Origin of the sequence: Sulfitobacter sp. HNIBRBA3233 (assembly GCF_040149665.1) — a bacterium.
Lineage (GTDB): Bacteria > Pseudomonadota > Alphaproteobacteria > Rhodobacterales > Rhodobacteraceae > Sulfitobacter > Sulfitobacter marinivivus.
Genome location: NZ_JBEFLP010000003.1, coordinates 43,406 through 69,383 on the forward strand (window position 1 = coordinate 43,406; position 25,978 = coordinate 69,383).

The following is a 25,978-nucleotide window of genomic DNA, read 5'->3' on the forward strand; positions in this document are numbered from 1 at the left end:
GTGTTGGTGAGAAGATTGTGGGTCAGGTTGACTGACGGGGGCGTGGATCGTTGACGATCCTCGCGCCGAGCCGCTCGACCATGTCGATGTAGGTGGTCAGCGAGACGGGCCTGCCGGCACCTGAAAGGTCAGGGTCGACAGATCCGTCCCGCGCCACCCGCGGCAGGTTCGCAAAGGCGATGACATCGGTGACGGGTCGGATATCGATGAATGGGGTCCCTCGTGCGACCGCAAGAGTGGCCAAGGGAAAGCGCTCGATCGGCGCGAAACTCGACACGGTGGTCCAACCGAGATGGATGAATGTCCCACCCTCCCCGCAGATCACATGCGCGTTTGGCAATAACGACGCCTGCTTCAGATAGCCGAGATCACGCAGGACAGTCTCGCGCTCGAGCCGTTGTGCCTGCCCCGTCTGGCCGGTTCGGCGTAGTTCCTTGTGTCGCCACCACGAGGCAGCGGTGGCGCGTAACACGCGCAAGACACCTGTTTGCATGGGAATGCCCTTCATCAGGAACGGCAGACCGGAACCCGGCCCGGACCCATCTGAGGGACCCCAAAGGCCCTCATCCGTCAGTCACAAAACCCGAAGGACACTTTTACTTTCTGCCAGCCCGGAGGCAAAGGCCGAGGACTTCCGAGGCCGTCAGGACTACGGTTCACCTTCATTGGACTCAGCACCTCAAGATCGGCAACGTACATCGGCAAAGACGCGCTTGAATCTGCTTTTTTTCTCAATTTATCAATAATTTAAGATTATTCACAGACCGGCAAGACTCACCGGTGCGTGTCTGATAATTGCTTGGAGTGGGAGCCTGGGGCGTCGCCTCTGACAAGCCTCTTTACGTCGCCGTCAGGGAATAACTGGTGCTACGCCCACCAGCCTCATCTTTCTCCAGGGCACCCAAGTCGATCAGATCGAGGATGTCGCGATAGGCCGTGTCTTGTGAGCACTTTTCGATCTTTGCGTACTTCGACGTCGTCAGCTTTCCTTCGAATCCATCCAGCAGACGGTTCAGCATGTCCCGTTGGCGGTCGTTTATGTTCGCCGCTCCATATTTCTCCCAGAACCGCGCCTTCCGGAACACGGCCTCAAGGATGATCTCTGCACCATCGAATGCGCAGTCCAGGCAAGCCAGAAACCAAACGAGCCACGCCGTGACATCAAGCCCGCCTTTCTGCGTCGTCTCAAGCATGTCGTAATAGTCGCTCCGCTCCTGCCGAATTTGCGTCGACATGCTGTAGAACCGCTGCGCGCTGCCTTCCGATCGCGCCAACGCCATATCCGCGATCGCGCGCGCAATACGGCCGTTGCCATCATCGAAAGGATGGATTGTAACGAACCAAAGATGGGCGATTGCGGCATGGATGACTGGGTCAATGTCGGATGTCTGATTGAACCAGGACAGAAAGCGCGCCATCTCAGCGTCGAGCCGCGCGGCTTCCGGCGCCTCAAAATGCACGCGTTCGCTGCCATAGGGTCCTGATACAACCTCCATCGGACCGTCACGCCACTGTCCCACCCTGATCCGGGTCATTCCGCTTCGCCCGGTCGGAAAGAGAGCCGCATGCCAGCCAAACAGACGCTCCGCATCCAATGGCTGGTCATACGCTTGGGTCGCGTCCAGCATCATCTCGACGACACCATCAACATGGCGATCAGACGGGATCAGTCCGCCAATTTCCAGACCCAACCGCTTTGCGATAGATGAGCGAACCTGATCCTTGTCGAGCGTCTCCCCCTCGATCTCGCTGCTTTTGACGACATCACTGGTCAGTGTTCTGAGCATCGCCTCGTTGCGAAGATCGAAGCCAAGACCCTCCATGCGCCCCAAGAGCTTGCCTTGACGGTGACGGACCGCAGCAAGTTGTGACGACAGCTTGGCCTTGTCCCAGGTAAACTGGGGCCAATCAGGGAGTTGGTGAATGTAGGTCATATTTTACGCATTCCTTGCGGAGATTATACGGCACAATCTCCGCAAGACAACAGCAAACACCGCAGAAGGTGCGGAGAAAAGGGGCGACAATCTCCGCGTGCTCGACCTGGAACTTCAAACGCGCGGTAACTGCTACCCTTCCCATTACGCCGCCTGTCCGCTCAACCGGCCATAGAAACTGCGCTCGAGATGCAGCTCCCCTGCCCCGGCCTTCTCGACCATACCCCGCAGATATCCACCCGGAGACGCCACTTCGCCGGCACAATGCTTGTCAAACGTGAGAACCAGCGCTGCTGTCGCGATTTGGGGCCCGAGACGGTCCTGTGCGAGGTTCCAAGCGTGCTCTGAGACGCCGATCATCGGCCTGAGCTGCCCGACAACGCGATGAAGATCGCCCCAATCCTTCAAATAACCGCCCATATTGCGTGCCCAGGACGCGAATTCAGGACATGCTTGCATCACCGTCGGCAAATCAAGCGCTGCACCTCGTTTCTTACGTGTTTCAGCCACCCAGTCTTCCAGTTCCCTATCGACCTTCTCTTCTGGTGGCGCATTTGGCACCACGGCCGCCGCTTGCTCAGTTTCTGAGCGATTACAGGTTACAGGATTAAGTTGATTTGTAGTTAGTATATGAGGTTCAGAAATGACCTCCCTGGGGTTCACTTTTCGAGTCTTTTCACTGACTTGTTCAGTGGATTCGGCGGTGTTTTCCACAACTTCATCCGCTCGAACTGCCTTGAGATAGGTCACTTCGACACGCTCCTGAAGTTCCCTGAACCATTTCAGAAGCCGCGCAAGCGTCTCAGAACCCGTGTTCCGGCGAGGCAGGCGGTCCAGAAGATCCTCAAAGAAGCTTGAGAGCTGTATCCAAGGGCCTCTCAGAGCGCTGCTGAAGGCCGCTTCGATCCTCGCGCGGATCATTCGGCGCGCAACAGTGATCTGGCGCTTCAGGCGCTGGCAGAGTTCACGTTCAGCCTGCAGTTCAGCATGTAGCTGCTCAAACTCTTCGGCGCGAGCCGACAGCGGCGACAAATCAAAGCCGTAGGCCTCGATGATACGGCCGTCAGCGTCCCTGTGGCCCCACCGCTTGCCATTGGGGCTGTCCTTGAAGGCAATCACGCCGATCTCGGCCAGACGCCGCGCATGGCGCTTGAGCGCCGAGAGCGAGAAGCCTGTTTGCTCCATCAGATAAGAGTTGGACGCCCAGACGATCGGACGCTGTCCCTCTTCCCAGTCCTGGGCCTGCGTGAACGCCCCAAGCGTATCGAGAAGCAGCATGTCGCCAGCCTTGAGGCCAATATGCGCACCAACGCGTTTCACAGCGACAAAGGCCTGTGTCTTGGGCACGGCTGCTCTTTCACCAGCTTGTGCGTGTCGTTCAGCGACCGCGAGTCCTGCCGTAGCTTTGCGCCACCCCGATGGCTGGTTGATATTGGTCATACCTCCACCGTTCTGAGGCATGACTCTCCCAGTCGCTCCATGCGGAGCATCATTGAATTTTGTCATTTTATGTCAGCGGCAAAGAAATCCCGTTCGCTCAGAAGCGTTTTCTCTTGTGTGGTGATTCGTTGGCTGCTAGGTTCTAGGTGTCTAATCTAAGAACTGCGCTCTGCGCAGCAGCCCTCGAAGCTCCGGTTTCGGGGGTTTTCTTTGTTTGCCGTTCCTCCTTTCTGCTCGTCCTCAGTTGTCATCCACTGAATTTACATCTGTAAATTCGGCATAGGATTGCTTGATTATTTCCGCGAGATTGCTCTCAAGCCAGGTTGCAAACTCAGCGTTTGCGCCAGACTTCTTCACCGAAAGTGACAGTGTTGCGCGACCAGCTTTGATCGTAACGCCCTCTATGGGCGTGATCTCCCGAGTTTCACGCGAGTTCTTCGCGCCGCGCTTAGTCGCTTCCTTAATGAGCGATTCAAGGCGCTCATCTGAATTCGATGTTGCCCTGATCTTAGCCAGAATATCGAGAGCCGTACGTTCAGTGAGCTTCCCAGAGAGAAAGAGCTCGGCCAACTCGGTCCACCTCGGCCGCCCGGACTTTGGTGCCGCGCCAATGAGGTCACCGATCTTGACTGGGACATTTTGCGTCACCTTCGTAAGGTGTGACTGACCTGACGCCGACAGATTTAGGACCTGCCGAACAGTTGCTCCATCGTGGCCGGCATTTTGGATGGCCTCGGCGAACCTTGCTTTTTCGTAGAAAGACAGGTTGCGGCGCGCAGCATTTTCCAATCCTTTCGCCAGCAATGCCGTCGCATCATCAATGTCATGGACGTTTGCACGGACCTTTATGCCGAGTTCGCGGCAGGCCTTTAGACGGCGCCTCCCGTAGATTGCTTCAAAGCGCCCTTCTGCGACTTTTGACCGCCGAACGAGTATTGGCACTTGCTGCCCGCCTTCGCGAATGCTGCTCTTAAGTCGTTCGAAGCTCTCGTCGTCGTCTTCGACGTTTACAGCTGTAAACTCCTCAAGCCGGTCTACTGGGCCCCAATCGTCCATCAGATTGGGATCAATCTCACGAATAGACGCCAAAGAGCCTTGAAGAGCCCCCAAAGCCGGAGCGCTGGCCTTTGGCGGTCTCTCTGGCTGTGCTCCGCCGGAACGGGCGATTGTGTTGGCAATTCCCGACATTTCGCGAAGAGATTTCCTGGCCATTACTTACGCCCCCACGATTGATGGATCATTGTTTCCACTTCGAGCCCAACCGCATCCATCGAGCCCTTGGCCCGATCATATGTGGCGCGTGTCATCTCCGAACGCACCACTTCATAGATCGACTGCTTGAGCATGGTGGCATCACTGATTGCTGTGCTCTTCAAAGCAGTTGCCGACATGACCCGGTCTTGAAACAGAGCCCGCATGAAAGAGGTCAACTGCTGAGAAGGGACGTCCGTTGGTTCGTCTCGTGTGATGAGAAACTTAAAGAAATCATACTGCAGAGATGCGCCAGCATCTTCGATCACACCCATGTAAGCTCCAGCCAGTTCGAGAAATTGAGCTGTTGAAGAAACATCTAACATCGATGGAGTTAGAGGAACGATCAGGGAGCTGGCGGCAGCCATCCCTGCAATGGTCAAGAAACCCAGTTGTGGCGGGCTATCCATGAGAACAATATCAAAATCATCCTCGACCTGGGCCAAGGCATTTCGGATGCGTGTAAAGAATGGCTGGTCCGGGTTCGAATGAACGGCCGACTCCGTCTCAAATTCCGACAACATCAAGCGTGAAGGCGCAATCGAGAGCCCAGGAAAGTATGTCTGAACGACAACGTCCGCCATGCTGACCGGATCATCGTAGCGGATCGCATCATAAACGGTCAGTCCATCAAACTCGATCTCAGGGCTAATCCCACACATTGATGTGAGCGACCCCTGCGGATCCAGGTCCAACGCCAAGACCCGATAGCCCCGAAGAGCAAAGTAGTGAGCGAGGTGGACGCTCGTTGTGCTTTTACTTGAACCGCCTTTAAAATTCATCAGCTGCAAAATCTGCAGCTTTTCCTCGCCAGAGCGGCGAGGCATATACCGCCCCTTCTTCCGAGAGGTTTTTTCCAGGATTTCGCGGGCATCCCAAATCTCTTGGGCTGTGTAGTAGCGTCTGCCACCCCGGATATCTTCGGGCTCCGGAAGTGTCCCTTCGGCGTGGACCTTTCGCATGAATTGCCCGGACACACCCAAGAGTTCAGCAGTCTCTGGGGCCGAAAAAGAACGTAGCGTTTTCGAATTGTCTGGGGCAAAAGCAGAGAGTAGGTGCTCCCTGATGGCGGCGTTGAGCCGTTCGGATATCTCGGTCGCAAGTGCCGATGGGCGCTCATTTGCCAATGGTGTCACAGGAATCATCTGGTTGCCTCAATTTCCAAAATGTGGCCTTTTTCACGCCACTTGAGGATAAAAGCAGCGATTCACGCGCCTAAGTCAAGAATTTTCCTCTATTTAGTGTCTAACCATGCGCTATGGAACTATATCGACGAACGCAATCTAGACTGAGTTTACAGCTGTAAACGTGGTGACAACGAGCATTGTACATTTTCCTATCCGCCCTCACGCCTTTCAAACCTCGCATTGTTCCTAGAGATAAACGTCGAAGTGCAACCGCCGACCGTAGTAACTCCGATCTCTCCACCCTCTGTCGTCGCCCTAATCGTTCATTGGTTGCGTCTCGATGCGCAGCAGCCAGGCAGCTGACTGAATATCAGCCACGCAGGACACGAAGCGCCGCGGGGCAGGGGAGGGGAGTCAAAGACAACTGATTAAGAACCGACGACTGCAGAGACATGTGATTCATGCGACCCGGCCACATCGAGGGCGAAGGTCGTCGTCCACGAATGACTGCCATTCAATCGGAGATCATGCCAAGTAGCGGAAGCCCACTCATGGACGAAATTTGATGCACCATAGGACAGCAATTAACGGGCAGAACCTGCGTTGCCCTAATGACGATGAGGGGAGTTCTTTGAACGACCCAAAGCTTGTCTTTCGATGTTTTTAGATATACATACTCGGATGTTTATCCACACCTGAGAGGACGAGATGCAAGTTGCCAAATGGGGAAACTCCCTTGCAGTCCGGCTACCCGCGGATCTTGTGCGGGAACTCGGCCTAAAGGAAGGCGATCAGATCGACCTGGTGAAGGACGATGGAACCATTCTGGTCAAGCGCCAACTTCGCGCCGATGAAGTCCTGCAAGGACTAAGACGGTTTCGCGGAAAGCTATCCAAGGACGCACGCCTGAGCCGCGACGCTGCGCATGAGCGCTGAATTCGCGGATACAAATGTAGTCCTTTACCTTCTTGACGACGGCCCAAAGGCGGATCGGGCGGAAGACATCCTGGGGCAGGGGCCGCGGATCAGTGTGCAGGTCCTGAACGAAGCGATGGTCAATTGCCGGAGGAAAGCTGGGCTCAGCTGGGAGGATACCGGCGCGTTTCTCGAAGGTATCCAGTCCCTGTGCCCGGTCGAGGACCTGACGTTTCAAACCCATCAGGTGGGTCGAGCCTTGGCAGAAAAATACCAGCTTTCGATCTATGACGCGATGATCGTGTCAGCCGCGCTGTTAGCTGGATGCACGACGTTGTGGACGGAGGACATGCACGACGGATTGCTGGTCGAAGATCGGCTGCGCGTCGTCAATCCATTTGCCTGATCAGCAAGCCAAGTCGTTCCGCTCGTTCGAGCAGCATCTTAACAGAGGACGGTTGCCAACTTGTCCGACCACGTGGTGTGCGTTCGCGCATGGATTCCAATCGGTCGCAGATTGCCTGAAGCGTGATGTCCGGGTCCGCACCCTTGATGCCCGCCACGATGGCAGGCAGGCGATCGTCGGTTTCGCGGCGTCCGGCGCGGCCAAGCACTTCATCGGGGAGAAACCCGTCGCGGACATAGGCCTTCACAGCGCGGAGCAGGCGGCTTTGGGTCCAACGCCGATCATAGGGCAGGGGGGCATTGATAATCCGCAGGACGTCTTCCCAAGCCATTTCGGGGCGCAGGCGGCGCACATGGGGCACCCAATCTTGCGCGGTCTCGTTCAGGCGCTCCATGTAGCCGTCCTGTCGCGCCAGCCGTACCTTGCGCAGCGCAGCGGGATCCTTGGCGCGTAGCCCAGGATTGCCGCCAACGCGCCCTTTGGCGCGCGCAGAGGCAAGCCCGGCCTTTGTGCGCTCACGTATCAGCGCGCGCTCGAATTCGGCGGCGGCGCCCAGAACCTGCAGCGTGAACTTGCCCTGCGGGGAAGCGGTGTCGATGGGGTCCTGCAGGGAGCGGAAGAAGGCGCCTTTGGCCTCCAAACGCTCAATCACCTCGAGAAGGTGCGACAAAGACCGCGCAAGGCGGTCGATCCGAACGACGACAAGCGTATCGCCGCTCTGGACGCGTTCGAGCACGCGCGCAAGCACCGGACGCGCGCGATTGCCGCCCGAGGCGTGCTCTTCGAAGATCTCGACACATCCCGCAGTTTGCAGGGCCTCAGACTGGGGCAGGGGGGTCTGATCCTCTGTGGATACGCGGGCATAGCCTATCAGGGGCATGAAAACGGGCCGTTTGCAGTTTAGGGTATCACTAATAAACGACCGTTTGTAAACGAATGCAAGCATGTGTTCTCTCGTCGGGCTGGGGCACAATCCCTTGGTTTCCTTGAGTAGAGCGCGAACTGAGAGGTTCCGCCGGCAGTCGCGCGCGCGTACTATATAAAGGGCGTGGGCAGCGGCCACAAAAACACTTGGGTAATGTGCAAAAGATAAGTATTTTGCAGATATGAAGACGCAAGCCCCCATTTTGACTGATGATTACGACGACCCCCTCATCACTACCGAGGAGGATGCAGAGGCTCATGGAGACGATCTCTGGTTTTTACCTGGGCCACTCGAGGAAGAGCCGGATGTTTTGCCTCCGGGGCCACGGGCGGAACCGCCCGACACTGCTGTCATCGAAGACTGGGCAAAGGCAGAAGGCGTTCACGCTGCGCGACTGGCAAGAGTGGCTGGACGCCTTGGAGCTCTGGATGACCGGCTGCTGCGCGGCCCGGAAGGCTGGCGACAGCGCCTCGCTCTTATCGAGGCAGCGGACCTCAGCTGGTTCGCAGGGGATCGGGTGAGCCCTGATCGGTTGGCGCTTTGGATTTCCATGCGATTGTCCGGCGTACAGGATGACCCAAATTCGCTGGTTCGGATCGGGTGGGCTGTCCGGCGCCTGACAGGTGGTCCGGGCCCGATGGTCGATTTGGCGGCTTTCCTAGACCGCCGCGATCCTGAAAACATGGAGGACAACGCGGAACGCTTCAAAGATCGCGCGAGCGGATGGCTGGACGTGATGATGGCTGCGGCCGATCTACATCCGATAACGTGCGCTTGCATGGGATTTCATCTCTGGAGCCTCGCGGGTCTCGTTCGGTACGGAGATAGGATCGAGGCAGCGGTCACCGCAGCCCGGGTCGCAGCCAGCGATGGGAGCGGTGCCATCTTCGCACCGTTGGCCATGGGTGGGGCAATGGGGCTGCGCGCTGATGGCACACCTGCCGAGCGCCTGGTGCGGTGGCTCGACGGGATGGAGACGGCATGTTTGACCGCTATGCGGCACCTTGATGGTGTTGAGGCATGGTCGGCGCGCGCGGATGCCGAGATGATTTCGCTCTCGGGCAAGACCTCGCGCGCTTTGCGCGCTGCACTAACCGAATGGCCGCTGATTTCCGCCCCGATGGCCGAGACCCTAACCGGTGCTAGCCGCGCCGCCGTCCAGCGTAACCTCGCCTGGATGGAGAGCAACGGATTGATAAGGGAAGTAACAGGGCAGGGTCGATTTCGCATGTGGCGGATTTCGTCCTAGACCGCACACGACTTAGAGGAACTTCGGCTACCCCTCCCACGGAAGTTCGCGACTTGCCGCAGTCAGTTGATCGAGAAACAGGCGCAGGCGCGTCGATTGAAACCGGTTCTGCGGATAAACGGCGTAAATTTCGCGTTTCGGGTAGGTCTCGTGATCCGCGAGCACGACCTCGAGTTCCCGGGTCTTCAGGTGGTCGGCGACATAAAAGATGGGTAGAATGACGATGCCCACACCGTGCAGGGCTGCGGTGCTCAATAGGACGCCGGAGTCCGCTTTGAAGCTGCCGCGTAAGGACACCTGACCTCTGTTCCCATCATCCATCGAATAGCGCCATTCGTGCACGCCGCTGTTTCCGGTGAATGCAAGCACGTTGTGGGTAGCAAGGTCATCGGGCCGTGCCGGGCGGCCGTGCGCCTCAAGGTAGGCCTGACTTGCACACAGAACAAACGGGCAGGACGCCATGCGCCGCGCAATCAGCGTGCTGTCGTCGAGCGTGCCGATCCGCACCACAAGGTCAAATCCTTCGCGCTTTTGTCGGTTGCATTGGACATCTGGGACAAGGCCGACATGGGCGAGGTTCACGCCAAGTCCATCGAACTGCCAGAGTTGTTCATCCGCGAGGTTGAAGCCCGATGCCCCGGCCTGAAGTTGGTCAGCCCGCGCGATCCGGCCGCGCGCGGCAGCCACGTGTCCTTCGCATTCGAGCACGGCTATGCCGCCATGCAAGTGTTGATCGCTGACAACGTGATTGGTGATTTTCGGGCCCCTGACGTCATGCGCTTTGGCATCACACCGCTGTTCGTGAATGAGGCCGATATCATCGATGCCGTCGACAAGCTGGAACGCATCCTTGAGGAAGAACGCTTTAAGGACGCGGAATTCCAGAAACGCGAGTTGGTCACGTAGACTCTCATCACGATGAGGCCAACGGCTCGGATAACGCAGAAAAAATTGGCTGAAGAATTGCCAAAAGCGACATGAAGTGGCGTGAAGGTGTTAGCCGGGTTGCGTGTCAGTATCTTACCAGTGCGACAAGGGTCGGCGATGGCGTCGCCAGCACAAAGTGCACACCCTCTTTCACCATCCTGAACGCCGGGATCTTGCTTTGTCGTTTGCGCGATGAGGAGAGATTTCCATCTCCATCGCTCAAACGCTTGATAGGAGTTGGATTTATGGAGCGTCCACAACATTACCGCTTTCACCAGGGTCAGAAGACCCTGCCGTTTTCAGATGCCGAATATGAGGCGCGCCTGGGCAAACTGCGCGCGCAGATGGCTGAGATGGGCGTCGACGCTTGCGTCCTGACGTCGATGCACAACGTCGCCTATTATTCAGGTTTCCTCTATTGTTCCTTTGGTCGTCCCTACGCACAGGTTGTGACGCCCACTGAAACCGTGACCTTCAGCGCTGGCATCGACGCGGCGCAGCCGTGGCGGCGCGGTTATGGCGACAACATCACCTACACCGACTGGCAGCGGAACAACTACTGGCGCGCGATCCAGTCCGTGACAGGGTCGGGCAAGGTCATTGGCTTTGAAGGCGATCACATATCCTTCGCGCAGTTGGGTTTGCTGGATGAATTCCTGTCCCCGTCGGCGAAGAAAGACATCGCACCCACGACGATGAAACTGCGTATGCACAAGTCTGCGGCTGAGATTGAACTGATCCGCGCAGGTGCTGCGACCGCTGACGTGGGTGGCTATGCGATCAAGGATGCGATCAAAGCAGGCGTCCGCGAGGTCGATGTGGCGATGGCAGGCCGTGATGCCATGGAGTTGGAAATCGCCCGGCGTTTTCCGGACAGCGAGATCCGCGATACCTGGGTCTGGTTCCAGTCCGGCATCAACACCGATGGGGCCCACAACCCGGTGACAACCCGCGTTCTGGAGCGTGGCGATATCCTGTCGCTCAACACCTTCCCGATGATCTCAGGCTACTACACCGCGCTGGAACGGACATTGTTTGTTGAAGAAGTTGACGCCGCCAGTCTGAAAATCTGGGAAGCCAACGTCGCCGCGCATGAGCTAGGCATTAGCCTGCTGAAGCCGGGTGCAACTTGCGCCGAGGTTACGCACAAGATCAACGATTTCTTTGCAGAGCATGATCTGCTGCAGTACCGGAGCTTTGGGTACGGCCATTCCTTCGGCGTTCTGTCGCACTACTATGGCCGCGAGGCGGGTCTGGAGTTACGCGAGGACATCGATACGGTGCTTGAGCCGGGCATGGTGATCTCGATGGAGCCGATGCTGACCATTCCCGAAGGTCAGCCCGGGGCAGGCGGCTACCGCGAGCATGACATCCTTGTCATCACCGAGGATGGCAACGAAAACATCACGGGTTATCCGTACGGCCCTGAGTTCAACGTGGTTGGCTAGTTTGCAGACATCTGAAGTGAGCAATAACTATTGCTCACTTCATTCACTTTTCTGTTTGTTTTTCTGGTGCGCAGAAGGAGAGTTTCCAAACCGGTCCTTGTAGTGGCGGGAAAGTACTCCAGTAGAACTGAACCCGCTCGCAATGGCAATTTCCGCAACAGTCATATCAGTTTCAACGACAAGTGCGCGTGCTCGATCCAGCCGGATGTTGCGGTACGCAATCATGGGGCTTTCCCCCAAATATTGCTTGAATTGACGCTCGATCTGTCGACGAGACAGCCCGGTTATCTCACTCAGCTCATCAAAGGATACCGGCTCTTCGATATTGTTGTACATCGCCTGAACGACCTGAACCAATTTGGCGTTGCGGGTACTTAGCGCGCGAGCAAGTGAGGACCTTTGTGCTGCGTGCGGTGCCAATTCACCGTAGTTGAGGCACATGTCAGAGACGACAATCGCGAAATCCCGACCATAATCGCGCTGGATGATCGAAAGCATCATCTCGGTTGCAGCAGCACCGCCACCACATGTCCAGAGATCACCGTCAATCTCGAACCGCTTCGGCGAAGGGATCAAGTCAGGATACCTTTCCACAAACCCGGGCTGGTTTTCCCAATGCATGGTGAAGATGCGATCGTTCAGCAAACCTGCACGTGCAAGAGTGGCGGCGCCCGTACAAATCCCCCCGACCTTGCCACCAAAGCGGACGTGTTTGCGAAGCCGCGCAACCGTCGCGTCTGACGCCGCGTCCAACCCCTGATTGCCTGAGCAGACCAGCAAACGCAGGTCTTTTGGCAAGGAATCCAGGCTGCCATGGACGCTTACATCCATCCCGGAAGATGACGTGATGGCCTGACCATTCTCGGAAAAAACGGTCCATCGATAGAGTGGCTTTTGCGCAAGCTGATTGGCGATACGCAGTGGATCAAGGGCAGCACTGAAGGCCAGCAGCGTGAAACGCGGCAAGAGCAAGAACCCCAGATCCAAAGGTACTTTGAAGTCTTCCACAGGGAAGAAAAACGCACCTTCCGGGACTACTTCAGGTCCGAGGCCAAGATCAGGGTCATTTTGGTTCACCACAACGGCAATGCTAATGGCCCGAGCGGCCTTGTCCAAGCCGACATCGAGAATTTGGGGTGGACCCAGTGGCACATACCGCTATTCGGCCATTTGCCGGTCGACTTGTCGTTCTTCGTTGATCATGGCCTGCAACTGGCGGCGGAAGCGCAATTGCCCGCCGTCAATGGGCAGATCAATATGTGGCGAGGTCTTGTTGCTCATGCCCTTTTGCACTTCGTTCAGCACGTCCCTGTCCTCTTCGAAAGCGTGCTGAACGTCTTCGGACATCATCCTGGAAAGCTCGTCGTCATCGGGCCTGATGTTGCGCAATTGGAACCAGTAATAGCGCGTCCGCCCCTCATCTGTGGGGGTCATGAAATTGTAGCTGTCCATGATGAAGGTGTTTTCGTGCAACGAACCGTCCGGCCCTCCGGTGCCGGCGGGGGTGAACACCGCCTTGATGAGCGCATGGGACGGATAGCGCACTTCGTAATGCTGAAGGCGGTCGCAGTTGCCCTCGAACTCCACCACTTTTCTGTAAAATGGCGCGGGTTCGTGATCCATCATCCAGCGGTGCACGATCACGCCATTTTCGGTTTTGGTGATCCGCAGCGGCGTGTCCTTGGTGGCGTCCGCGGCAAAGCTGCTTTGGTGCACCCATGCCACGTGGGTCGGATCCAGCAGGTTGTCGCACATCAGCAGATAGTTGCAGTCCAGTTCCATCGCGGCACCGCGATTGATGCCCCAGGCCGGGTTGTCGTAATTCTCGATCTCGAAGATGTCGGCCGGATCGGCCAGCGCGGGGTTACCCATCCAGATCCAGACCAGCCCGTATTTTTCGTGCAACGGATAGGCGTGCACCTTGGCATTGGACGGGATTCCGCCGGATCCGGGCGCCCAGACGCATTGGCCGACGCAGTTGAATGTCAGGCCGTGGTAGCCGCATTCGACAGTATCGCCTTTGATGCGCCCTTTGGACAGGGGCAGCTTGCGGTGGGGGCAGGCGTCTTCGAGGGCGACAAGCGCGCCAACCTCGCTGCGGAACACGCAGATTTTCTCGCCAAGCACCATGATCTGTTGCAAGTCGCGGGTTATATCATGATCCCAGGCGGCGACGTACCAGGCGTTTTTCAGGAACATGTGTTATCTCCCCAGAATGCCGGGCAAGTTCAGCCCTTTTTCGCGCGCGCAGTCCAGCGCGATGTCATAGCCCGCGTCGGCGTGGCGCATGACGCCGGTGGCCGGATCATTCCACAGGACATTGGCGATCCGGCGATCCGCGTCTTCGGTGCCATCACAGCAGATCACCATGCCGGAGTGTTGCGAGAACCCCATGCCGACGCCGCCGCCGTGGTGCAGCGACACCCATGTCGCGCCGCCTGCGACGTTCAGCATCGCATTCAGGAGTGGCCAGTCTGAAACCGCGTCAGAGCCGTCTTTCATCGCCTCGGTTTCGCGGTTGGGCGAAGCCACCGACCCACTGTCCAGGTGATCGCGGCCAATGACCACAGGTGCCGACAACTCGCCATTGCGCACCATCTCGTTGAAAGCAAGGCCGAGCTTGTCGCGCAGGCCCAGACCGACCCAGCAGATGCGGGCGGGCAGGCCCTGAAACGCGATCCGCTCGCGCGCCATATCGAGCCAGTTGTGCAGATGCGGGTCGTCGATCAGTTCCTTGACCTTGGCATCGGTCTTGTAGATGTCCTCGGGATCACCCGACAGCGCGCACCAGCGGAACGGCCCGACGCCGCGGCAAAACAGCGGGCGGATATAGGCGGGCACGAAGCCGGGGAAGGCAAAGGCGTTCTCAAGCCCTTCCTCCTGCGCGACCTGACGGATGTTGTTGCCATAGTCCAGCGTCGGCACGCCTGCGTTCCAGAAATCGACCATCGCCGCGACCTGGATCTTCATCGAGGCGCGCGCGGCAGCCTCGACAGCCTTGGGATCGCTTTCCTGCTTTTCGCGCCACTCCGCAACGCTCCAGCCTTGGGGCAGGTAGCCGTGGACCGGATCGTGGGCCGAGGTCTGGTCGGTGACCATATCCGGCCTGACGCCGCGCTTGACCAGTTCGGGGAAAACATCGGCGGCGTTGCCGATCAGAGCCACGGACTTGGCTTCACCCGCCGCAGTCCAGCGCTCAATCATCGCAAGCGCTTCGTCCAGATCGTGCGTTTTCTCATCCACATAGCGCGTGCGAAGACGGAAATCGGCGCGGGTCTCGTCGCATTCGACAGCCAGACAGCATGCACCCGCCATCACCGCGGCCAGCGGCTGCGCGCCGCCCATGCCGCCAAGACCCCCAGTTAAGATCCACCGACCTTTCAGGTTGCCTTCATAATGCTGGCGGCCCGCTTCCATGAAGGTTTCATAGGTGCCCTGCACGATGCCCTGCGTGCCGATGTAGATCCACGACCCGGCGGTCATCTGGCCGTACATCGCCAGGCCCTTTTTATCCAACTCGTTGAAATGATCCCAGGTGGCCCAATGCGGCACTAGATTGGAGTTGGCGATCAACACGCGCGGCGCATCCTTGTGCGTGTTGAACACGCCTACGGGTTTGCCCGATTGCACCAGCAGCGTTTGTGTATCGTCCAGATCCTTGAGCGCCGCGACGATGGCGTCAAAGTCTTCCCAGGTGCGCGCGGCACGGCCGATGCCGCCGTAAACGACCAGCTCGTGCGGGTTTTCAGCTACATCGGGATGCAGGTTGTTCATCAGCATCCGCATGGGTGCCTCGGTGAGCCAGCTTTTGGCGGTGATCTCGGGGCCGGTCGGGGGGTATATGTCGCGCAGGTTGTGGCGGGGGTTGGTCATGATGTGCCTCCTAGGGTCGGGGCCAGATCGGCCAGAGTGGTCAGGATTTCGGCCAGATGCGGGCGCAGCTTTGCCGCTTTGGTTTCGTCATAGGCCCAGGGTGCGGCTTCGTCTTGCAGGTAGGTGGACTGTGCCAGTTCTATCTGGATTGCATGGACGCCCTGTGCGGGCTGGCCATAATGCCGCGTGGTCCAGCCGCCCTTGAACCGGCCATTGGACGTGCTGGAATAGTCAGCGGCCCTTTCGCAGATCTGACGTGCGGATTGCTCAACGGCTGGCGCACAGGTGCGCCCCTGGTTCGTGCCGATGTTGAAATCCGGCAAGGTGCCTTCAAACAGGAACGGAATGCGCGACCGGATCGAGTGGCAATCATACAGGATCGCGCAGCCGTGCAAGGCATGCACGCGCTTCAGCTCGGCTTCCAGCGCCGCGTGATAGGGCGCGTGAAAAGCCGCGCGGCGGGTGTCGATATCCGTCGCCGTGGGCGGTTCGGCCCAGATCGCCGCACCGTCGAAATCGGTGAGCGGGACCAGGCTTGTCGTGTTCTGGCCGGGATAAAGGCTTTCCCCCTGCGGATCACGATTGGCGTCGATCACGTAGCGATGGAAATTGGCGGTAACGGTCGTCGCGTCGGGCAGCAAGCCCGCATAGAGCCGGTCGATATGCCAATCTGTATCCGCCAGCTTGCGGCCATTTTCGTTCAACGTCGCCATGATGGCGTCAGGAACGAAGGTGCCTGTGTGCGGCAGGCCCAGAACGACAGGGCCGCTGCCCTGGGTAACGGAAACCGGATTCATGCCGCGTACCCTCTGACAAAGGCAGGCAGGTCCACAGACGCGGCCAACGCACCGTTTTCCACCAGAGCAGCGGCCGCCTCAAGTGAGGGCGCCATGTAGCGGTCTTCGGCAAGGCTGGGCACGGCCTCGCGCAAGGTTGCCATCGCCACCTGAAGCGGTGCGCTGGTTTGCAGGGGCGCGCGGAATTCGATGCCCTGCGCACCGCACATCGCCTCCACCCCGAGGATCACGTTCAGGTTCGCGTTCATCCGCAACAGGCGGCGCGCGGCATGGGCTGCCATGCTCACGTGATCTTCCTGGTTGGCAGAGGTGGGCGTACTGTCGGTGGTGCAGGGGTTCGCCAGATGCTTGTTTTCGCTCATCAATGCGGCAGTCGTCACCTCGGCGATCATCAGGCCGGAGTTGAGGCCGGGATCAGGCGTCAGGAAGGGCGGCAGATCAAAGCTGAGCGTTGGATCCACCATCAAAGCCACGCGCCGCTGTGCAATCGCGCCAATCTCGGAAATGGCGACAGCGATCTGATCAGCGGCAAAACCAACGGGCTCCGCGTGGAAATTCCCACCCGAGACGATCAGATCGTCCTCGACCAGAACCAACGGATTGTCGGTGACAGCGTTGGCCTCAACCTCAAGCGTGCGCGCCGCGAAATGCAGCAGGTCCATCGCGGCGCCCGTCACCTGTGGCTGGCAGCGGATGCAATAAGGGTCTTGCACGCGGGTGTCGCCGTCCTGGTGGCTTTCGCGGATTTCCGAGCCCTCCATCAGCGCGCGTTGGGCGCGGGCCACAGCGATCTGGCCGGCATGGCCGCGCAGGGTGTGGATGGCATCCTGCAAAGGCGCGGTGGAGCCCATGATCGCGTCGGTGGACAGCGCACAGGTCAGCACGCTGGTCGCGGCATTACGCCAGGCGCCCCACAGACCCACCAGCGCGCAAGCGGTCGAGAATTGCGTGCCGTTGATCAGGGCCAGCCCCTCTTTGGGACCCAGAACAATGGGCGTGATCCCCGCCTTGGCCAGCGCCTCACCGGCCGGCATGCGGGTGCCGTCATAGGTGGCTTCACCCTCTCCGATCATCGCTGCGGCCATATGGGCGAGCGGGGCCAGATCGCCGGACGCGCCAACCGACCCCTGGCTGGGAATCACCGGCGTGACGCCGCGCGCAAGCATGTCTTGAAGGATCTCGACTGTGGTCATGGCAACGCCAGAGGCACCGCGCCCCAGCGACAACAGCTTGAGCACCATCATCAGTCGCGTCGTGGGTTCGTCCAATGGCTCTCCCACACCGCAGCAGTGGGACAGGATCAGGTTGCGCTGCAGAGTGGCCACGTCTTTTGCCGCGATCTTGACGCTGGCCAGTTTGCCAAACCCAGTGTTGACGCCGTAAACCGCCGCGTCACCGTTGGCGGCCTTTGTCACCAGTTTCTGCGCAGCGGCGATGCCGGCATGGCAGGCAGGGTCTAGCGCGACAGCATGGCCTTTGGCCCAGATGTCCTGCAACTGGGCCAGGGTTGCGGCACCCGGCGTAAGCGTGATTGTCATAGCGATCCCCTGAAGATGCGTTGGTGAAGCGGGTTGAACCCAATGCGGTAGGCAAGTTCTGCCGGGTGGGTCACGTCCCAGACACACAGATCGGCCTGCGCCCCTGCGGTGATGCGCCCGCGATCGGCCATGCCCAAAGCCGCCGCCGCATGGGCGGTCATACCCAGCAAGGCCTCAAGCGGTGTCATGCGAAACAGCGTGCAGGCCATGTTCATCGCCAGCAGGGGCGAGGTCAGCGGGGATGAGCCGGGGTTGCAATCGGTGGCCAGCGCCATCGGCACGCCGTGATTGCGAAAGGACTGGATCGGCGGGCTTTGGGTTTCGCGCAGGGTGTAGAACGCGCCGGGCAGCACGACAGCCACCGTGCCAGACGCCGCCAGGGCTTGCGCATCCGCATCGGTGGCATATTCCACATGATCCGCGCTGAGCGCGCCGTATTCTGCGGCAAGCTGCGTGCCGCCGATGTTTGACAACTGCTCGGCATGCAGCTTGACCGGCAGCCCCAATTCCACGGCGACGTCAAAGACGCGGGCGATCTGGCCTGTGTCAAAGGCGATGCCCTCGCAAAACCCATCCACCGCATCGACCAGCCCTTCGGCATGGGCGGCGCGCAGGGTGGGAATGCAGATCTCGTCGATATAGGCGTCGGGCCTGCCCTTGTATTCGGGCGGCACAGCATGGGCACCAAGAAAGCTGGTGCGCACTTCGACAGGCCGCGCCTGCGCGATCTGACGGGCCACGCGCAGCATCTTCAACTCGGTGTCCTGATTCAGACCGTAGCCGGACTTCACCTCGATCAGGGTGATGCCTTCCGCGATCAGAGCGTCCACGAGGGTCAGCGCATCGGCCAAGAGCGCGTCCTCGGAGGCCGCGCGGGTTGCCGACACGGTGGATACGATCCCGCCGCCTGCGCGGGCCACCTCTTCATAACTGGCTCCGTTCAGGCGCAGCTCAAACTCCGCCGCCCGGTTGCCACCAAAGACAACATGCGTGTGACAGTCGATCAGCGCGGGCGTGACAAGCCGTCCGCCCAGATCATGCGTTTGCGCGTCGGCATAGGCTGCGGGACGCTCTGCCGCCCGACCGACCCAGGCAATGCGGGCATTCGCAAGGGCAATCGCGCCGTCTTCGATCAGACCGTAGGTCTGGTTGTCTTTCAGTGTCGCGATCGTGGCATTCGTCAGGAGCATGGCCGACTCACTTGCAAATTACGGTGCTTAATGTCTTTATGTGCGTACATAATAATCTGTCAAGCGGAGTGTGCCATGCAGATGATCTGGGCTGAAACGGCCTTGTTGCCGACCGGCTGGGCGAACAAAGTGCTTGTCGAGATTGACGGGCAGGGCCGGATCGGCGGCGTGCAACGCGGGGCCTCTGCGCCGGATCAGGCCACGCAGGTTCCGCTGCTGCTGCCCGCGCCGGTCAACGTGCACAGCCATGCGTTTCAACGCGCCATGGCGGGCCTGACAGAACGCCGTGGCCCTGATCCAAGCGACAGCTTCTGGACCTGGCGGCAGCTCATGTTCCGCTTTCTGGACCGTCTGACGCCCGAGCATATCGAGACGATCACCGCCTTTGTGCAGATGGAAATGCTTGAAGCGGGCTACGGCGCGTCGGTCGAATTCCACTATCTGCATCACCAGCCCGGTGGCGTTGCCTATGACGATATCGCGGAAACATCCGCCCGTGTCGTCGCGGCGTCGGATCGCACCGGCATGGGGCTGTGCCTGCTGCCTGTGCACTATCAGTTCGGCGGCTGTGATCAACGCGGGCTGAGCGCGGGGCAAATCCGGTTCGGCAATACGTTCGAACAGTTTCAAACGCTTCATGACGCGGCAGCGGCCCACATCAAACAAGCATCCGCCGACAGCGCCATCGGTGTCGCCCCGCATTCCCTGCGCGCGGTCGGGATCGAGGATCTCAAGGGCTACAACACCGCCTTTCCCGATGGACCCATTCACATGCACCTTGCCGAACAACGCGCAGAGGTTGCTGAAGTTGAGGCGCATTGGGGCGCGCGGCCGGTGGCCTGGGCGCTCGATAACATGCAGTTGGATGGGCGCTGGTGCCTGATCCATTGCACCCAAATGACACCGGACGAGACCATCGCGCTGGCCCGTTCCGGTGCCGTCGCCGGTCTGTGTCCGATCACTGAAAGCAGTCTGGGGGACGGGATCTTTGACGCGGTGCGCTGGCTGGACAATGGCGGGGCTTTTGCCATCGGGTCAGACAGCAACATCCGCATTTCGCTAAGCGAGGAATTGCGCACGCTGGATTACTCGCAACGCCTGCGCGACGGCACGCGCGCAGCACTGGCGACGCCGGACAAATCGACCGGTCGGCGAATGTTCGACGGGATGCTGCAAGGCGGCGCACAGGCCTCTGGCCGAAAGACCGGGCGCATCGAGGCGGGATGCTGGGCCGATATGCTGGCGCTGGATACACTCTCTGAACATATGTGGGGCAGGCAGCTCGACACCGCGCTGGACGCCTGGATTTTCGCAGGCGACGATCGCCTGGTGACGGATGTTTGGTCCGCTGGCCGCCATATGGTAAAGCACGGCCGGCATGTGCAGCGCACCAGTATTGTCGCTGCCTATAAACGCACGATTGACGCATTGAGAGACGCCTTGTGAACTCGCCCACGTTTCGGAACTGGCAAAGCGTGCAGGACGAAGTCCTGCGCCGCATTCATACCCGCGAATGGCCGCCCGGCGCCCTGATCCCCAACGAAGCCGATCTGGCGATCGAGTTTGGCTGCGCCCGGTCCACGGTGAACCGTGCCTTGCGATCCTTGGCTGAAAGCGGTTGGCTTGACCGCAAACGCAAGGCGGGTACTCGGGTTGCCGCGCAACCGGTTGCCAAGGCAACGCTTGATATCGCGGTGATCCGGCATGAGGTCGAGGAACACGGCGCGACCTACGGCTATCAATTGATTTCACGCAGCGTTGCCGTGCCGCCGGCCCCTGTCAGCGGGACGATGAAAACCAGAGCGCAAGACAAGCTGCTGAATCTGCGCGCGCTGCATCTGGCCGATGACGCGGCCTATGCTGTCGAAGACAGGTGGATCAATACAAGCGTGGTCCCCGACGCTGCGGCGGAACCGTTCGATGTGCTCAGCGCCAACGAATGGTTGATGCAACACGCGCCCTACACGCACGGGGATATCGCCTTTTCCGCCGTGCAGGCCGACCAGCAGGATTCGGAGGTGCTTGGGATCGCCCCCCACAGCGCCTTGTTTGCCATTGACCGGGTGACTTGGGACAATGCGGTATCCGTCACAAAGGTCAGGCTGCTTTTTGCGCCCGGCTACAAACTGCGCACGCAAATCTAGGTGGCCCGCGTTTCGGCTTTTCCAGAACCAAGGACATTTCCATGCGGCACATCCAGCATTGGCAGACGGCCCTGGCACAGCATTGGGGCATCACTGCGGAGCTGAGCCCGCTTGACGGTGAGTATGATCTGAATTTTCTGGCGAAAGCCGATGATGACAGCGGGTACATCCTCAAGGTCATGCGCACGGGATGCGAAGCGTGGCTGGTGGATATGCAGGTCAGCGCCTTCGAGCACATCACCGCGAAACGACCTGACCTGCCGTGTCCGGTGGTTGTACGGGCCGCCGGGGGCGCATCGGTTGTGACTTTGAAGGACGAGACATGCGCGGAACGCCTAGCCTGGGTTCTGCGCCAACTGCCAGGGCGCTGCTATGCCCATGTGGCGCCAAAAAGTCGGGCGCTGATCCACCAGATCGGGCAGGTGCTGGGCGGGACGGCCCTGGCGCTGGCAGATTTCGAGCATGCCGGTTTGGTGCGTGATTTCAAATGGGATCTGATGCGCGCCGGGTGGATCGCGGATCAAACGGGTTGCATCCCCGATCCGGCGCGGCGTCGGATCGTCGAGGGGATCCATGCCCGGTTCGCGGCGCTGAAGCCTGCGCTGGATGCCCTGCCGCATCAGGCGATCCACAACGACGCCAATGACTACAACATCCTGGTCGAGGGCACATGGAACGACGCGCGCCGCGTGTCCGGCCTGATTGATCTTGGCGATATGTGCGCCGCCCCGCGTGTGTGCGATTTGGCCATTGCTGCGGCCTACATCGTGCTGGATCATCCAAAGCCCGAAGCCGCGTTGGCGGCCTTTGTCGCGGGTTATCACGAGGCCAATCCGCTTGCGGCGCAAGAGGTGGACTTGATCTGGCCGCTGCTGCGGATGCGGCTGGCGGTCAGCGTTGTGAACTCCACCTTGATGGCCGCAGAGAACCCCGATGACCCCTATGTCACGATTTCGCAGGCGCCCGCGTGGCGGTTCCTGGAAGGCTGCGCGCTGCACGGCGGATTGCTCAGCGCAAGGCTGCGTGCTGCCTGCGGCCTGCCCGTGGTCGAAGGGGCGGACCGTGTGGCGACATGGCTTGACCGGGAACGCGGGCATTTCGCGCCCCTGATGGGGTGCGATCTGTCGCAGGCCCCATTGGGGTCCTTGTCCGTCGAGGAATCGGCCTGGCCGCAGAACCCGTTTCATATGCCCCTGGAAGAAGCCGCCCGCGTGGGCGAGGAATTCGAGGATCACGGGCGCATGTGGCTGGGCTACTATCACGAGCCACGCCTGATCTATGCCGAGCCTGCCTTTCGCAAGGGGCCATGGAAGGCCAGCGACCGCCGCACGGTGCATCTGGCCGTCGATGTGTTTGCACCCGCCGGGACGCCAATGTTCGCGCCTTTGCGGGGCGAAGTGTTCATCGCGGAGTATCGCGCGGGGCATCTGGATTACGGTGGGGTGATCATCCTGCGCCATGAAACGCCCGAGGGTGATCCGTTCTTCACGCTCTATGGGCACCTCGACCCAGAGTTTCTGGACCGCCTGCGCGTGGGTCAGGTGATCGAGAAAGGTGAGGAATTCTGCCGCCTTGGTGATCCAAGCATGAATGGCGGCTGGGCACCGCATGTGCATTTCCAGCTTGCGCTGACCACTGAAGGGATCGAGGCCGACTGGCCCGGTGTGGGCGATCCTGACGAGATGTATCTGTGGCGCGCGGTCTGTCCCAACCCGGCCGCCTTGCTGAACCTGCCCGACGACAAGCTTTGCTATGTCCCGACAGACAAGGCTGGGATCAGGCAGGGTCGTGAGGCGCATTTCGGCGGCAATCTCAGCCTGACCTATGATGACCCCGTGATGCTGGTGCGCGGCTGGCGGCACCATCTCTTTGACGAATGGGGCCGCCCCTATCTCGACGCCTACAATAATGTGCCGCATGTGGGCCACGCCCATCCGCGCATTCAGGCGGTGGCGGCGGATCAGCTCAGGCGGATCAATTCCAATACGCGTTATCTGCATCCCGCGCAGACCGCTTTTGCGGACAAGATCCTGTCCAAGATGCCCGGCCACTTGCAGGTCTGCTATTTCGTGAACTCGGGGTCTGAAGCGAACGAGTTGGCTCTGCGGCTAGCGCGGGCGCACACCGGTGCCAAAGGTATGGTCACGCCCGATCATGGCTATCACGGGAACACTACGGGTGCGGTCAATATTTCTGCTTACAAGTTCAACAAGCCAGGCGGTGTTGGCCAGGCCGATTGGGTGGAGCTGGTGGAAATCGCAGATGACTACCGCGGCTCGTTCCGCCGCAACGACCCTGAGCGCGCCCAGAAATTCGCAGACCTTGTCGATCCTGCGATCGCGTCCTTGCGGCAAAAAGGGCAGGGCGTCGCGGGGTTCATCGCCGAAACCTTCCCGTCGGTTGGCGGTCAGATCATTCCGCCCAAAGGCTATCTGTCGGCGGTCTATGCCAAGGTCCGCGCGGCGGGCGGCATCTGCATCGCGGACGAAGTGCAGACCGGGCTGGGGAGATTGGGTGAATACTATTTCGGCTTCGAACACCAAGAGGTGCTGCCGGACGTCGTCGTGCTGGGCAAACCAATTGGCAATGGGCATCCAATGGGAGTAGTCGTCACGACCAAGGCAATTGCGGAGAGCTTTGACAACGGGATCGAGTTTTTCTCGACCTTCGGAGGCTCAACCCTGTCCTGCCGGATCGGACGTGAGGTGCTGCAGATCGTGGACGATGAAGGCTTGCAGGAAAACGCCCGCGTGATCGGCGGCCAGTTGATGGCAGGTCTGAAAGCGCTGGAAGCGAAACATGATTGCGTGGGCGACGTGCGCGGCATGGGGCTGTTTCTGGGGGTGGAACTGATCCGGACCGATGGCTCTGAGGCCACAGAGATATGCGCCTACGTCAAGAACCGCATGCGCGATCACCGCATCCTCATCGGCAGTGAGGGGCCAAGGGACAATATCCTCAAGTTCCGCCCGCCGCTGACAATTGAGGCGGAGGATGCGGGGATGATCATCGCTGTTCTGGATCAGGTCCTTGGCGAATGTGCCTGACTTCACGGTGAAAGCACATCAAGTATGGCGCGGAAATCGGGGCTGTCTTCCCGCAGGCTTGACCAGATCAGGGAGATCTCTGTTTTCGCCTGTGGCGTGGCAATCGGCACGGTCACAAGGGGTTTGCCGTCATAGCTCAGATCACCGGGCGGGCGGGAATAGCTGATGCCGACACCCACACCATTGGCAGCCAGCGATCGCATCATCTCCAGCGATGCCACCTTTTGCTGGATCACCGGTGTCAGGTGCATCCGCGCGAACAGATCGCGCATGAATCCCTGCGACAGGTCCTCATTGAACAGGATCAGGGGTATGCCCTCGAGGTCGGACAGTTCCAGCTCATCCCGTCCGGTCAGGGGATGATCAATTTCGACAAAAGCCACAGGCGCAATATCGGTCAGCTTGCGGCGCATAAAATTCCCTTCGAACCCAACATCATAGGAAATCACGAAGTCCAACAGTCCTTCGGTCAAATCGCGCGCCAGATCCGCAAAACGCCCTTCGCGTCCCGAAAAGGACAATGCTGGAAAACGGTCCGCAAGTCGTTTGAGCGCGGGCGCCAGATACCACGGCGCGATGTCTGCAAAACAGCCAACGCCCCAAGTATGCGTAGCGTCGTGGCCCTGCTCAATCTCGGTTGCAAGCGTCAACAGGGACCGCGCCTGCGCAATGAGACGGTGCCCGAAAGGGGTGATCTCGATTGCTGACCCTTTTCCGCGCAGGAAGATCGCTCTCCCTAGGTGTTGTTCGACCCGAGTGATTGCGACCGAAAGCGATGGCTGCGACACATTCAGTTGCGCCGCTGCTTTGGTCAGACTGCCTTCGTCGGCAACGCCGACGATATATTCATACTGGCGCAGGGTAACGTTTAACATGACGCTATTATTAGTATGATAAAATATTATTAGAAGTTAAATCTTTTGTTGCGTATGCCTGCCCCGAATACGGAGGATCACAAGATGCACGCACTTCTTACCCAAGACCATGTCGATACCTTCCAGCGCGATGGCGTTGTGCTGATCAAGGGTCTGTTTGCCGATCATTTCGAGACGATCCGCGCCGGTATCGAACGCAACATGAAAGAACCCGGTCCCTATGCTGCCGAGAACCTCAAGGAAGGCGAGGGCGGCCGTTTCTTCGATGACTATTGCAACTGGACCCGCATTCCCGAATTTGAAGAGGTGATCCGCAACTCCGACGTAGGTGAAGTGGCCGCCGACCTGATGCAATCGAAGCGCGTTCAGGTGTTCCATGATCATGTGCTGGTCAAGGAGCCGGGCACGTCGAAGCCGACGCCCTGGCATCAGGACGGCCCATATTACTTCGTCGACGGAATGCAGAATGTCAGCTTCTGGTCGCCGATGGACACGGTCAGGGGCGCAAGCCTGCGCTGTGTCGCGGGCAGCCATGCCTGGGAAAAGCCCGTGTTGCCGACCCGTTGGCTCGCAGAGACCAGTTTTTACCCGAACGAGGATGACTACATGCCGGTGCCGGATCCCGATGCCGAAGGCATGGAAATCCGCGAATGGGAGATGGAGCCGGGTGATGCGGTGGCCTTCAACTATGGCACGCTGCATGGCGCGCGCGGCAACACCACAGAGTCCCGCCGCCGCGCATTTTCCTTGCGCCTCGTTGGGGATGATGCCCGCTATGTAGAGCGCCCCGGTCCGACCTCGCCGCCGTTTCTGGGCCATGGCATGACACCGGGGCAGATGCTGCGCGAAGATTGGTTTCCTGTGATCTACCAACGGACCTAACGACTTCTGA

General features: G+C 59.5%; 23 protein-coding genes. 9 read left to right on the forward strand and 14 right to left on the reverse strand.

The window, feature by feature from the left end; all coding sequences use genetic code 11:
• Positions 1–22: 22 nt before the first annotated feature.
• The 5 genes from ABMC89_RS16090 to repA form a co-directional block, all read right to left on the reverse strand.
• On the reverse strand, positions 23–508 hold the full coding sequence (locus ABMC89_RS16090; RefSeq protein WP_349569791.1) for a hypothetical protein: 486 nt from the start codon (positions 506–508) through the stop codon (positions 23–25).
• Positions 509–839: 331 nt separating this feature from the next.
• The gene (locus ABMC89_RS16095) at positions 840–1,934 is read right to left on the reverse strand and encodes a Fic family protein (protein WP_349569793.1); all 1,095 of its coding nucleotides are present in this window, start codon (positions 1,932–1,934) and stop codon (positions 840–842) included.
• Positions 1,935–2,078: 144 nt separating this feature from the next.
• Positions 2,079–3,374, reverse strand: a complete 1,296-nt coding sequence (gene repC / locus ABMC89_RS16100; RefSeq protein WP_349569795.1) for a plasmid replication protein RepC — start codon at positions 3,372–3,374, stop codon at positions 2,079–2,081.
• 240 nt (positions 3,375–3,614) lie between these two features.
• Positions 3,615–4,586, reverse strand: a complete 972-nt coding sequence (repB, locus tag ABMC89_RS16105; RefSeq protein WP_349569797.1) for a plasmid partitioning protein RepB — start codon at positions 4,584–4,586, stop codon at positions 3,615–3,617.
• Positions 4,586–5,770 carry a plasmid partitioning protein RepA gene (gene repA, locus ABMC89_RS16110; RefSeq protein ID WP_093994021.1) on the reverse strand — a complete coding sequence of 395 codons (1,185 nt, stop codon included), beginning with the start codon at positions 5,768–5,770 and terminating at the stop codon, positions 4,586–4,588. Before repA ends, repB begins: the two co-directional genes overlap by 1 nt.
• Before the next feature lie 690 nt (positions 5,771–6,460).
• Here repA and ABMC89_RS16115 point away from each other — a divergent pair.
• Both ABMC89_RS16115 and ABMC89_RS16120 read left to right on the forward strand, forming a co-directional pair.
• Entirely contained in the window at positions 6,461–6,688 is a 228-nt protein-coding gene (locus ABMC89_RS16115; protein ID WP_093994020.1) for an AbrB/MazE/SpoVT family DNA-binding domain-containing protein, read from the forward strand.
• The gene (locus tag ABMC89_RS16120) at positions 6,678–7,073 is read left to right on the forward strand and encodes a PIN domain-containing protein (RefSeq protein WP_349569799.1); all 396 of its coding nucleotides are present in this window, start codon (positions 6,678–6,680) and stop codon (positions 7,071–7,073) included. Before ABMC89_RS16115 ends, ABMC89_RS16120 begins: the two co-directional genes overlap by 11 nt.
• On the opposite strand, the gene ABMC89_RS16125 is transcribed toward ABMC89_RS16120, so the two are convergent.
• Positions 7,057–7,953 carry a recombinase family protein gene (locus tag ABMC89_RS16125; protein WP_349569930.1) on the reverse strand — a complete coding sequence of 299 codons (897 nt, stop codon included), beginning with the start codon at positions 7,951–7,953 and terminating at the stop codon, positions 7,057–7,059. The two genes, ABMC89_RS16120 and ABMC89_RS16125, sit on opposite strands and share 17 nt — an antisense overlap.
• A gap of 226 nt (positions 7,954–8,179) precedes the next feature.
• Here ABMC89_RS16125 and ABMC89_RS16130 point away from each other — a divergent pair, with 226 nt between their 5' ends.
• Entirely contained in the window at positions 8,180–9,247 is a 1,068-nt protein-coding gene (locus tag ABMC89_RS16130; protein ID WP_349569801.1) for a hypothetical protein, read from the forward strand.
• A 27-nt stretch (positions 9,248–9,274) separates the two neighbouring features.
• On the opposite strand, the gene ABMC89_RS16135 is transcribed toward ABMC89_RS16130, so the two are convergent.
• Positions 9,275–9,829: a substrate binding domain-containing protein gene (locus ABMC89_RS16135; protein ID WP_349569803.1), complete on the reverse strand. Its 555-nt coding sequence runs from the start codon at positions 9,827–9,829 to the stop codon at positions 9,275–9,277.
• Between ABMC89_RS16135 and ABMC89_RS16140 the strand changes: the two genes are divergently transcribed.
• Together ABMC89_RS16140 and ABMC89_RS16145 are read left to right on the forward strand one after the other, a co-directional pair.
• Positions 9,815–10,153, forward strand: coding sequence for a kynureninase/PvdN C-terminal domain-containing protein (locus ABMC89_RS16140; RefSeq protein WP_349569805.1), 339 nt, complete (start codon positions 9,815–9,817; stop codon positions 10,151–10,153). The two genes, ABMC89_RS16135 and ABMC89_RS16140, sit on opposite strands and share 15 nt — an antisense overlap.
• A gap of 266 nt (positions 10,154–10,419) precedes the next feature.
• On the forward strand, positions 10,420–11,622 hold the full coding sequence (locus ABMC89_RS16145) for an aminopeptidase P family protein (RefSeq protein WP_072704134.1): 1,203 nt from the start codon (positions 10,420–10,422) through the stop codon (positions 11,620–11,622).
• Between the two features lie 39 nt (positions 11,623–11,661).
• On the opposite strand, the gene ABMC89_RS16150 is transcribed toward ABMC89_RS16145, so the two are convergent.
• From ABMC89_RS16150 to hutI, 6 genes are all read right to left on the reverse strand, one after another.
• Complete coding sequence (locus tag ABMC89_RS16150) at positions 11,662–12,699, reverse strand: GlxA family transcriptional regulator (RefSeq protein WP_181389498.1); 1,038 nt, start codon at positions 12,697–12,699, stop codon at positions 11,662–11,664.
• 81 nt (positions 12,700–12,780) lie between these two features.
• A complete protein-coding gene (locus ABMC89_RS16155) occupies positions 12,781–13,821 on the reverse strand; it encodes an aromatic ring-hydroxylating dioxygenase subunit alpha (RefSeq protein ID WP_108887216.1) in 1,041 nt (346 codons plus the stop codon).
• A gap of 3 nt (positions 13,822–13,824) precedes the next feature.
• Positions 13,825–15,495: a urocanate hydratase gene (gene hutU / locus ABMC89_RS16160; RefSeq protein ID WP_108887217.1), complete on the reverse strand. Its 1,671-nt coding sequence runs from the start codon at positions 15,493–15,495 to the stop codon at positions 13,825–13,827.
• Entirely contained in the window at positions 15,492–16,292 is an 801-nt protein-coding gene (gene hutG / locus ABMC89_RS16165) for an N-formylglutamate deformylase (RefSeq protein ID WP_108887218.1), read from the reverse strand. Before hutG ends, hutU begins: the two co-directional genes overlap by 4 nt.
• Positions 16,289–17,830 (reverse strand): histidine ammonia-lyase, encoded by a 1,542-nt coding sequence (hutH, locus tag ABMC89_RS16170; protein WP_072704124.1) that lies wholly within the window; start codon positions 17,828–17,830, stop codon positions 16,289–16,291. Before hutH ends, hutG begins: the two co-directional genes overlap by 4 nt.
• Positions 17,827–19,020 carry an imidazolonepropionase gene (hutI, locus tag ABMC89_RS16175; protein WP_349569807.1) on the reverse strand — a complete coding sequence of 398 codons (1,194 nt, stop codon included), beginning with the start codon at positions 19,018–19,020 and terminating at the stop codon, positions 17,827–17,829. Before hutI ends, hutH begins: the two co-directional genes overlap by 4 nt.
• Positions 19,021–19,095: 75 nt before the next feature.
• Here hutI and ABMC89_RS16180 point away from each other — a divergent pair, with 75 nt between their 5' ends.
• Genes ABMC89_RS16180 through ABMC89_RS16190 form a run of 3 tightly spaced genes read left to right on the forward strand, consistent with a single transcriptional unit; the run spans position 19,096 to position 24,211 of the window.
• Positions 19,096–20,466, forward strand: a complete 1,371-nt coding sequence (locus ABMC89_RS16180; RefSeq protein ID WP_093994248.1) for a formimidoylglutamate deiminase — start codon at positions 19,096–19,098, stop codon at positions 20,464–20,466.
• Positions 20,467–20,495: 29 nt separating this feature from the next.
• Positions 20,496–21,164, forward strand: coding sequence for a histidine utilization transcriptional repressor HutC (gene hutC / locus ABMC89_RS16185; protein ID WP_349569810.1), 669 nt, complete (start codon positions 20,496–20,498; stop codon positions 21,162–21,164).
• A 41-nt stretch (positions 21,165–21,205) separates the two neighbouring features.
• The gene (locus ABMC89_RS16190) at positions 21,206–24,211 is read left to right on the forward strand and encodes an aminotransferase class III-fold pyridoxal phosphate-dependent enzyme (protein WP_349569812.1); all 3,006 of its coding nucleotides are present in this window, start codon (positions 21,206–21,208) and stop codon (positions 24,209–24,211) included.
• 2 nt (positions 24,212–24,213) lie between these two features.
• Here the strand turns inward: ABMC89_RS16190 and ABMC89_RS16195 are convergent, their stop codons facing one another.
• Positions 24,214–25,086 (reverse strand): LysR family transcriptional regulator, encoded by an 873-nt coding sequence (locus ABMC89_RS16195; protein ID WP_349569814.1) that lies wholly within the window; start codon positions 25,084–25,086, stop codon positions 24,214–24,216.
• Positions 25,087–25,170: 84 nt separating this feature from the next.
• On the opposite strand from ABMC89_RS16195, the gene ABMC89_RS16200 reads away from it, so the two are divergent.
• Positions 25,171–25,968 (forward strand): phytanoyl-CoA dioxygenase family protein, encoded by a 798-nt coding sequence (locus ABMC89_RS16200; RefSeq protein WP_349569816.1) that lies wholly within the window; start codon positions 25,171–25,173, stop codon positions 25,966–25,968.
• The last annotated feature ends 10 nt before the right edge of the window (positions 25,969–25,978 follow it).

What these genes read in the sequence shown, in the direction of transcription:
- hutI (WP_349569807.1), bottom strand. Translation starts at nt 19,020, where the DNA reads ATGCTCCTGACGAATGCCACGATCGCGACACTGAAAGACAACCAGACC.
- ABMC89_RS16145 (WP_072704134.1), top strand. Translation starts at nt 10,420, where the DNA reads ATGGAGCGTCCACAACATTACCGCTTTCACCAGGGTCAGAAGACCCTG.
- ABMC89_RS16155 (WP_108887216.1), bottom strand. Translation starts at nt 13,821, where the DNA reads ATGTTCCTGAAAAACGCCTGGTACGTCGCCGCCTGGGATCATGATATA.
- hutU (WP_108887217.1), bottom strand. Translation starts at nt 15,495, where the DNA reads ATGACCAACCCCCGCCACAACCTGCGCGACATATACCCCCCGACCGGC.
- ABMC89_RS16095 (WP_349569793.1), bottom strand. Translation starts at nt 1,934, where the DNA reads ATGACCTACATTCACCAACTCCCTGATTGGCCCCAGTTTACCTGGGAC.
- repA (WP_093994021.1), bottom strand. Translation starts at nt 5,770, where the DNA reads ATGATTCCTGTGACACCATTGGCAAATGAGCGCCCATCGGCACTTGCG.
- ABMC89_RS16195 (WP_349569814.1), bottom strand. Translation starts at nt 25,086, where the DNA reads ATGTTAAACGTTACCCTGCGCCAGTATGAATATATCGTCGGCGTTGCC.
- ABMC89_RS16200 (WP_349569816.1), top strand. Translation starts at nt 25,171, where the DNA reads ATGCACGCACTTCTTACCCAAGACCATGTCGATACCTTCCAGCGCGAT.
- ABMC89_RS16190 (WP_349569812.1), top strand. Translation starts at nt 21,206, where the DNA reads ATGCGGCACATCCAGCATTGGCAGACGGCCCTGGCACAGCATTGGGGC.
- ABMC89_RS16125 (WP_349569930.1), bottom strand. Translation starts at nt 7,953, where the DNA reads ATGCCCCTGATAGGCTATGCCCGCGTATCCACAGAGGATCAGACCCCC.
- ABMC89_RS16090 (WP_349569791.1), bottom strand. Translation starts at nt 508, where the DNA reads ATGAAGGGCATTCCCATGCAAACAGGTGTCTTGCGCGTGTTACGCGCC.
- ABMC89_RS16140 (WP_349569805.1), top strand. Translation starts at nt 9,815, where the DNA reads ATGGGCGAGGTTCACGCCAAGTCCATCGAACTGCCAGAGTTGTTCATC.
- ABMC89_RS16120 (WP_349569799.1), top strand. Translation starts at nt 6,678, where the DNA reads ATGAGCGCTGAATTCGCGGATACAAATGTAGTCCTTTACCTTCTTGAC.
- repC (WP_349569795.1), bottom strand. Translation starts at nt 3,374, where the DNA reads ATGACCAATATCAACCAGCCATCGGGGTGGCGCAAAGCTACGGCAGGA.
- ABMC89_RS16130 (WP_349569801.1), top strand. Translation starts at nt 8,180, where the DNA reads ATGAAGACGCAAGCCCCCATTTTGACTGATGATTACGACGACCCCCTC.
- hutG (WP_108887218.1), bottom strand. Translation starts at nt 16,292, where the DNA reads ATGAATCCGGTTTCCGTTACCCAGGGCAGCGGCCCTGTCGTTCTGGGC.
- ABMC89_RS16180 (WP_093994248.1), top strand. Translation starts at nt 19,096, where the DNA reads ATGCAGATGATCTGGGCTGAAACGGCCTTGTTGCCGACCGGCTGGGCG.
- repB (WP_349569797.1), bottom strand. Translation starts at nt 4,586, where the DNA reads ATGGCCAGGAAATCTCTTCGCGAAATGTCGGGAATTGCCAACACAATC.
- hutH (WP_072704124.1), bottom strand. Translation starts at nt 17,830, where the DNA reads ATGACAATCACGCTTACGCCGGGTGCCGCAACCCTGGCCCAGTTGCAG.
- ABMC89_RS16115 (WP_093994020.1), top strand. Translation starts at nt 6,461, where the DNA reads ATGCAAGTTGCCAAATGGGGAAACTCCCTTGCAGTCCGGCTACCCGCG.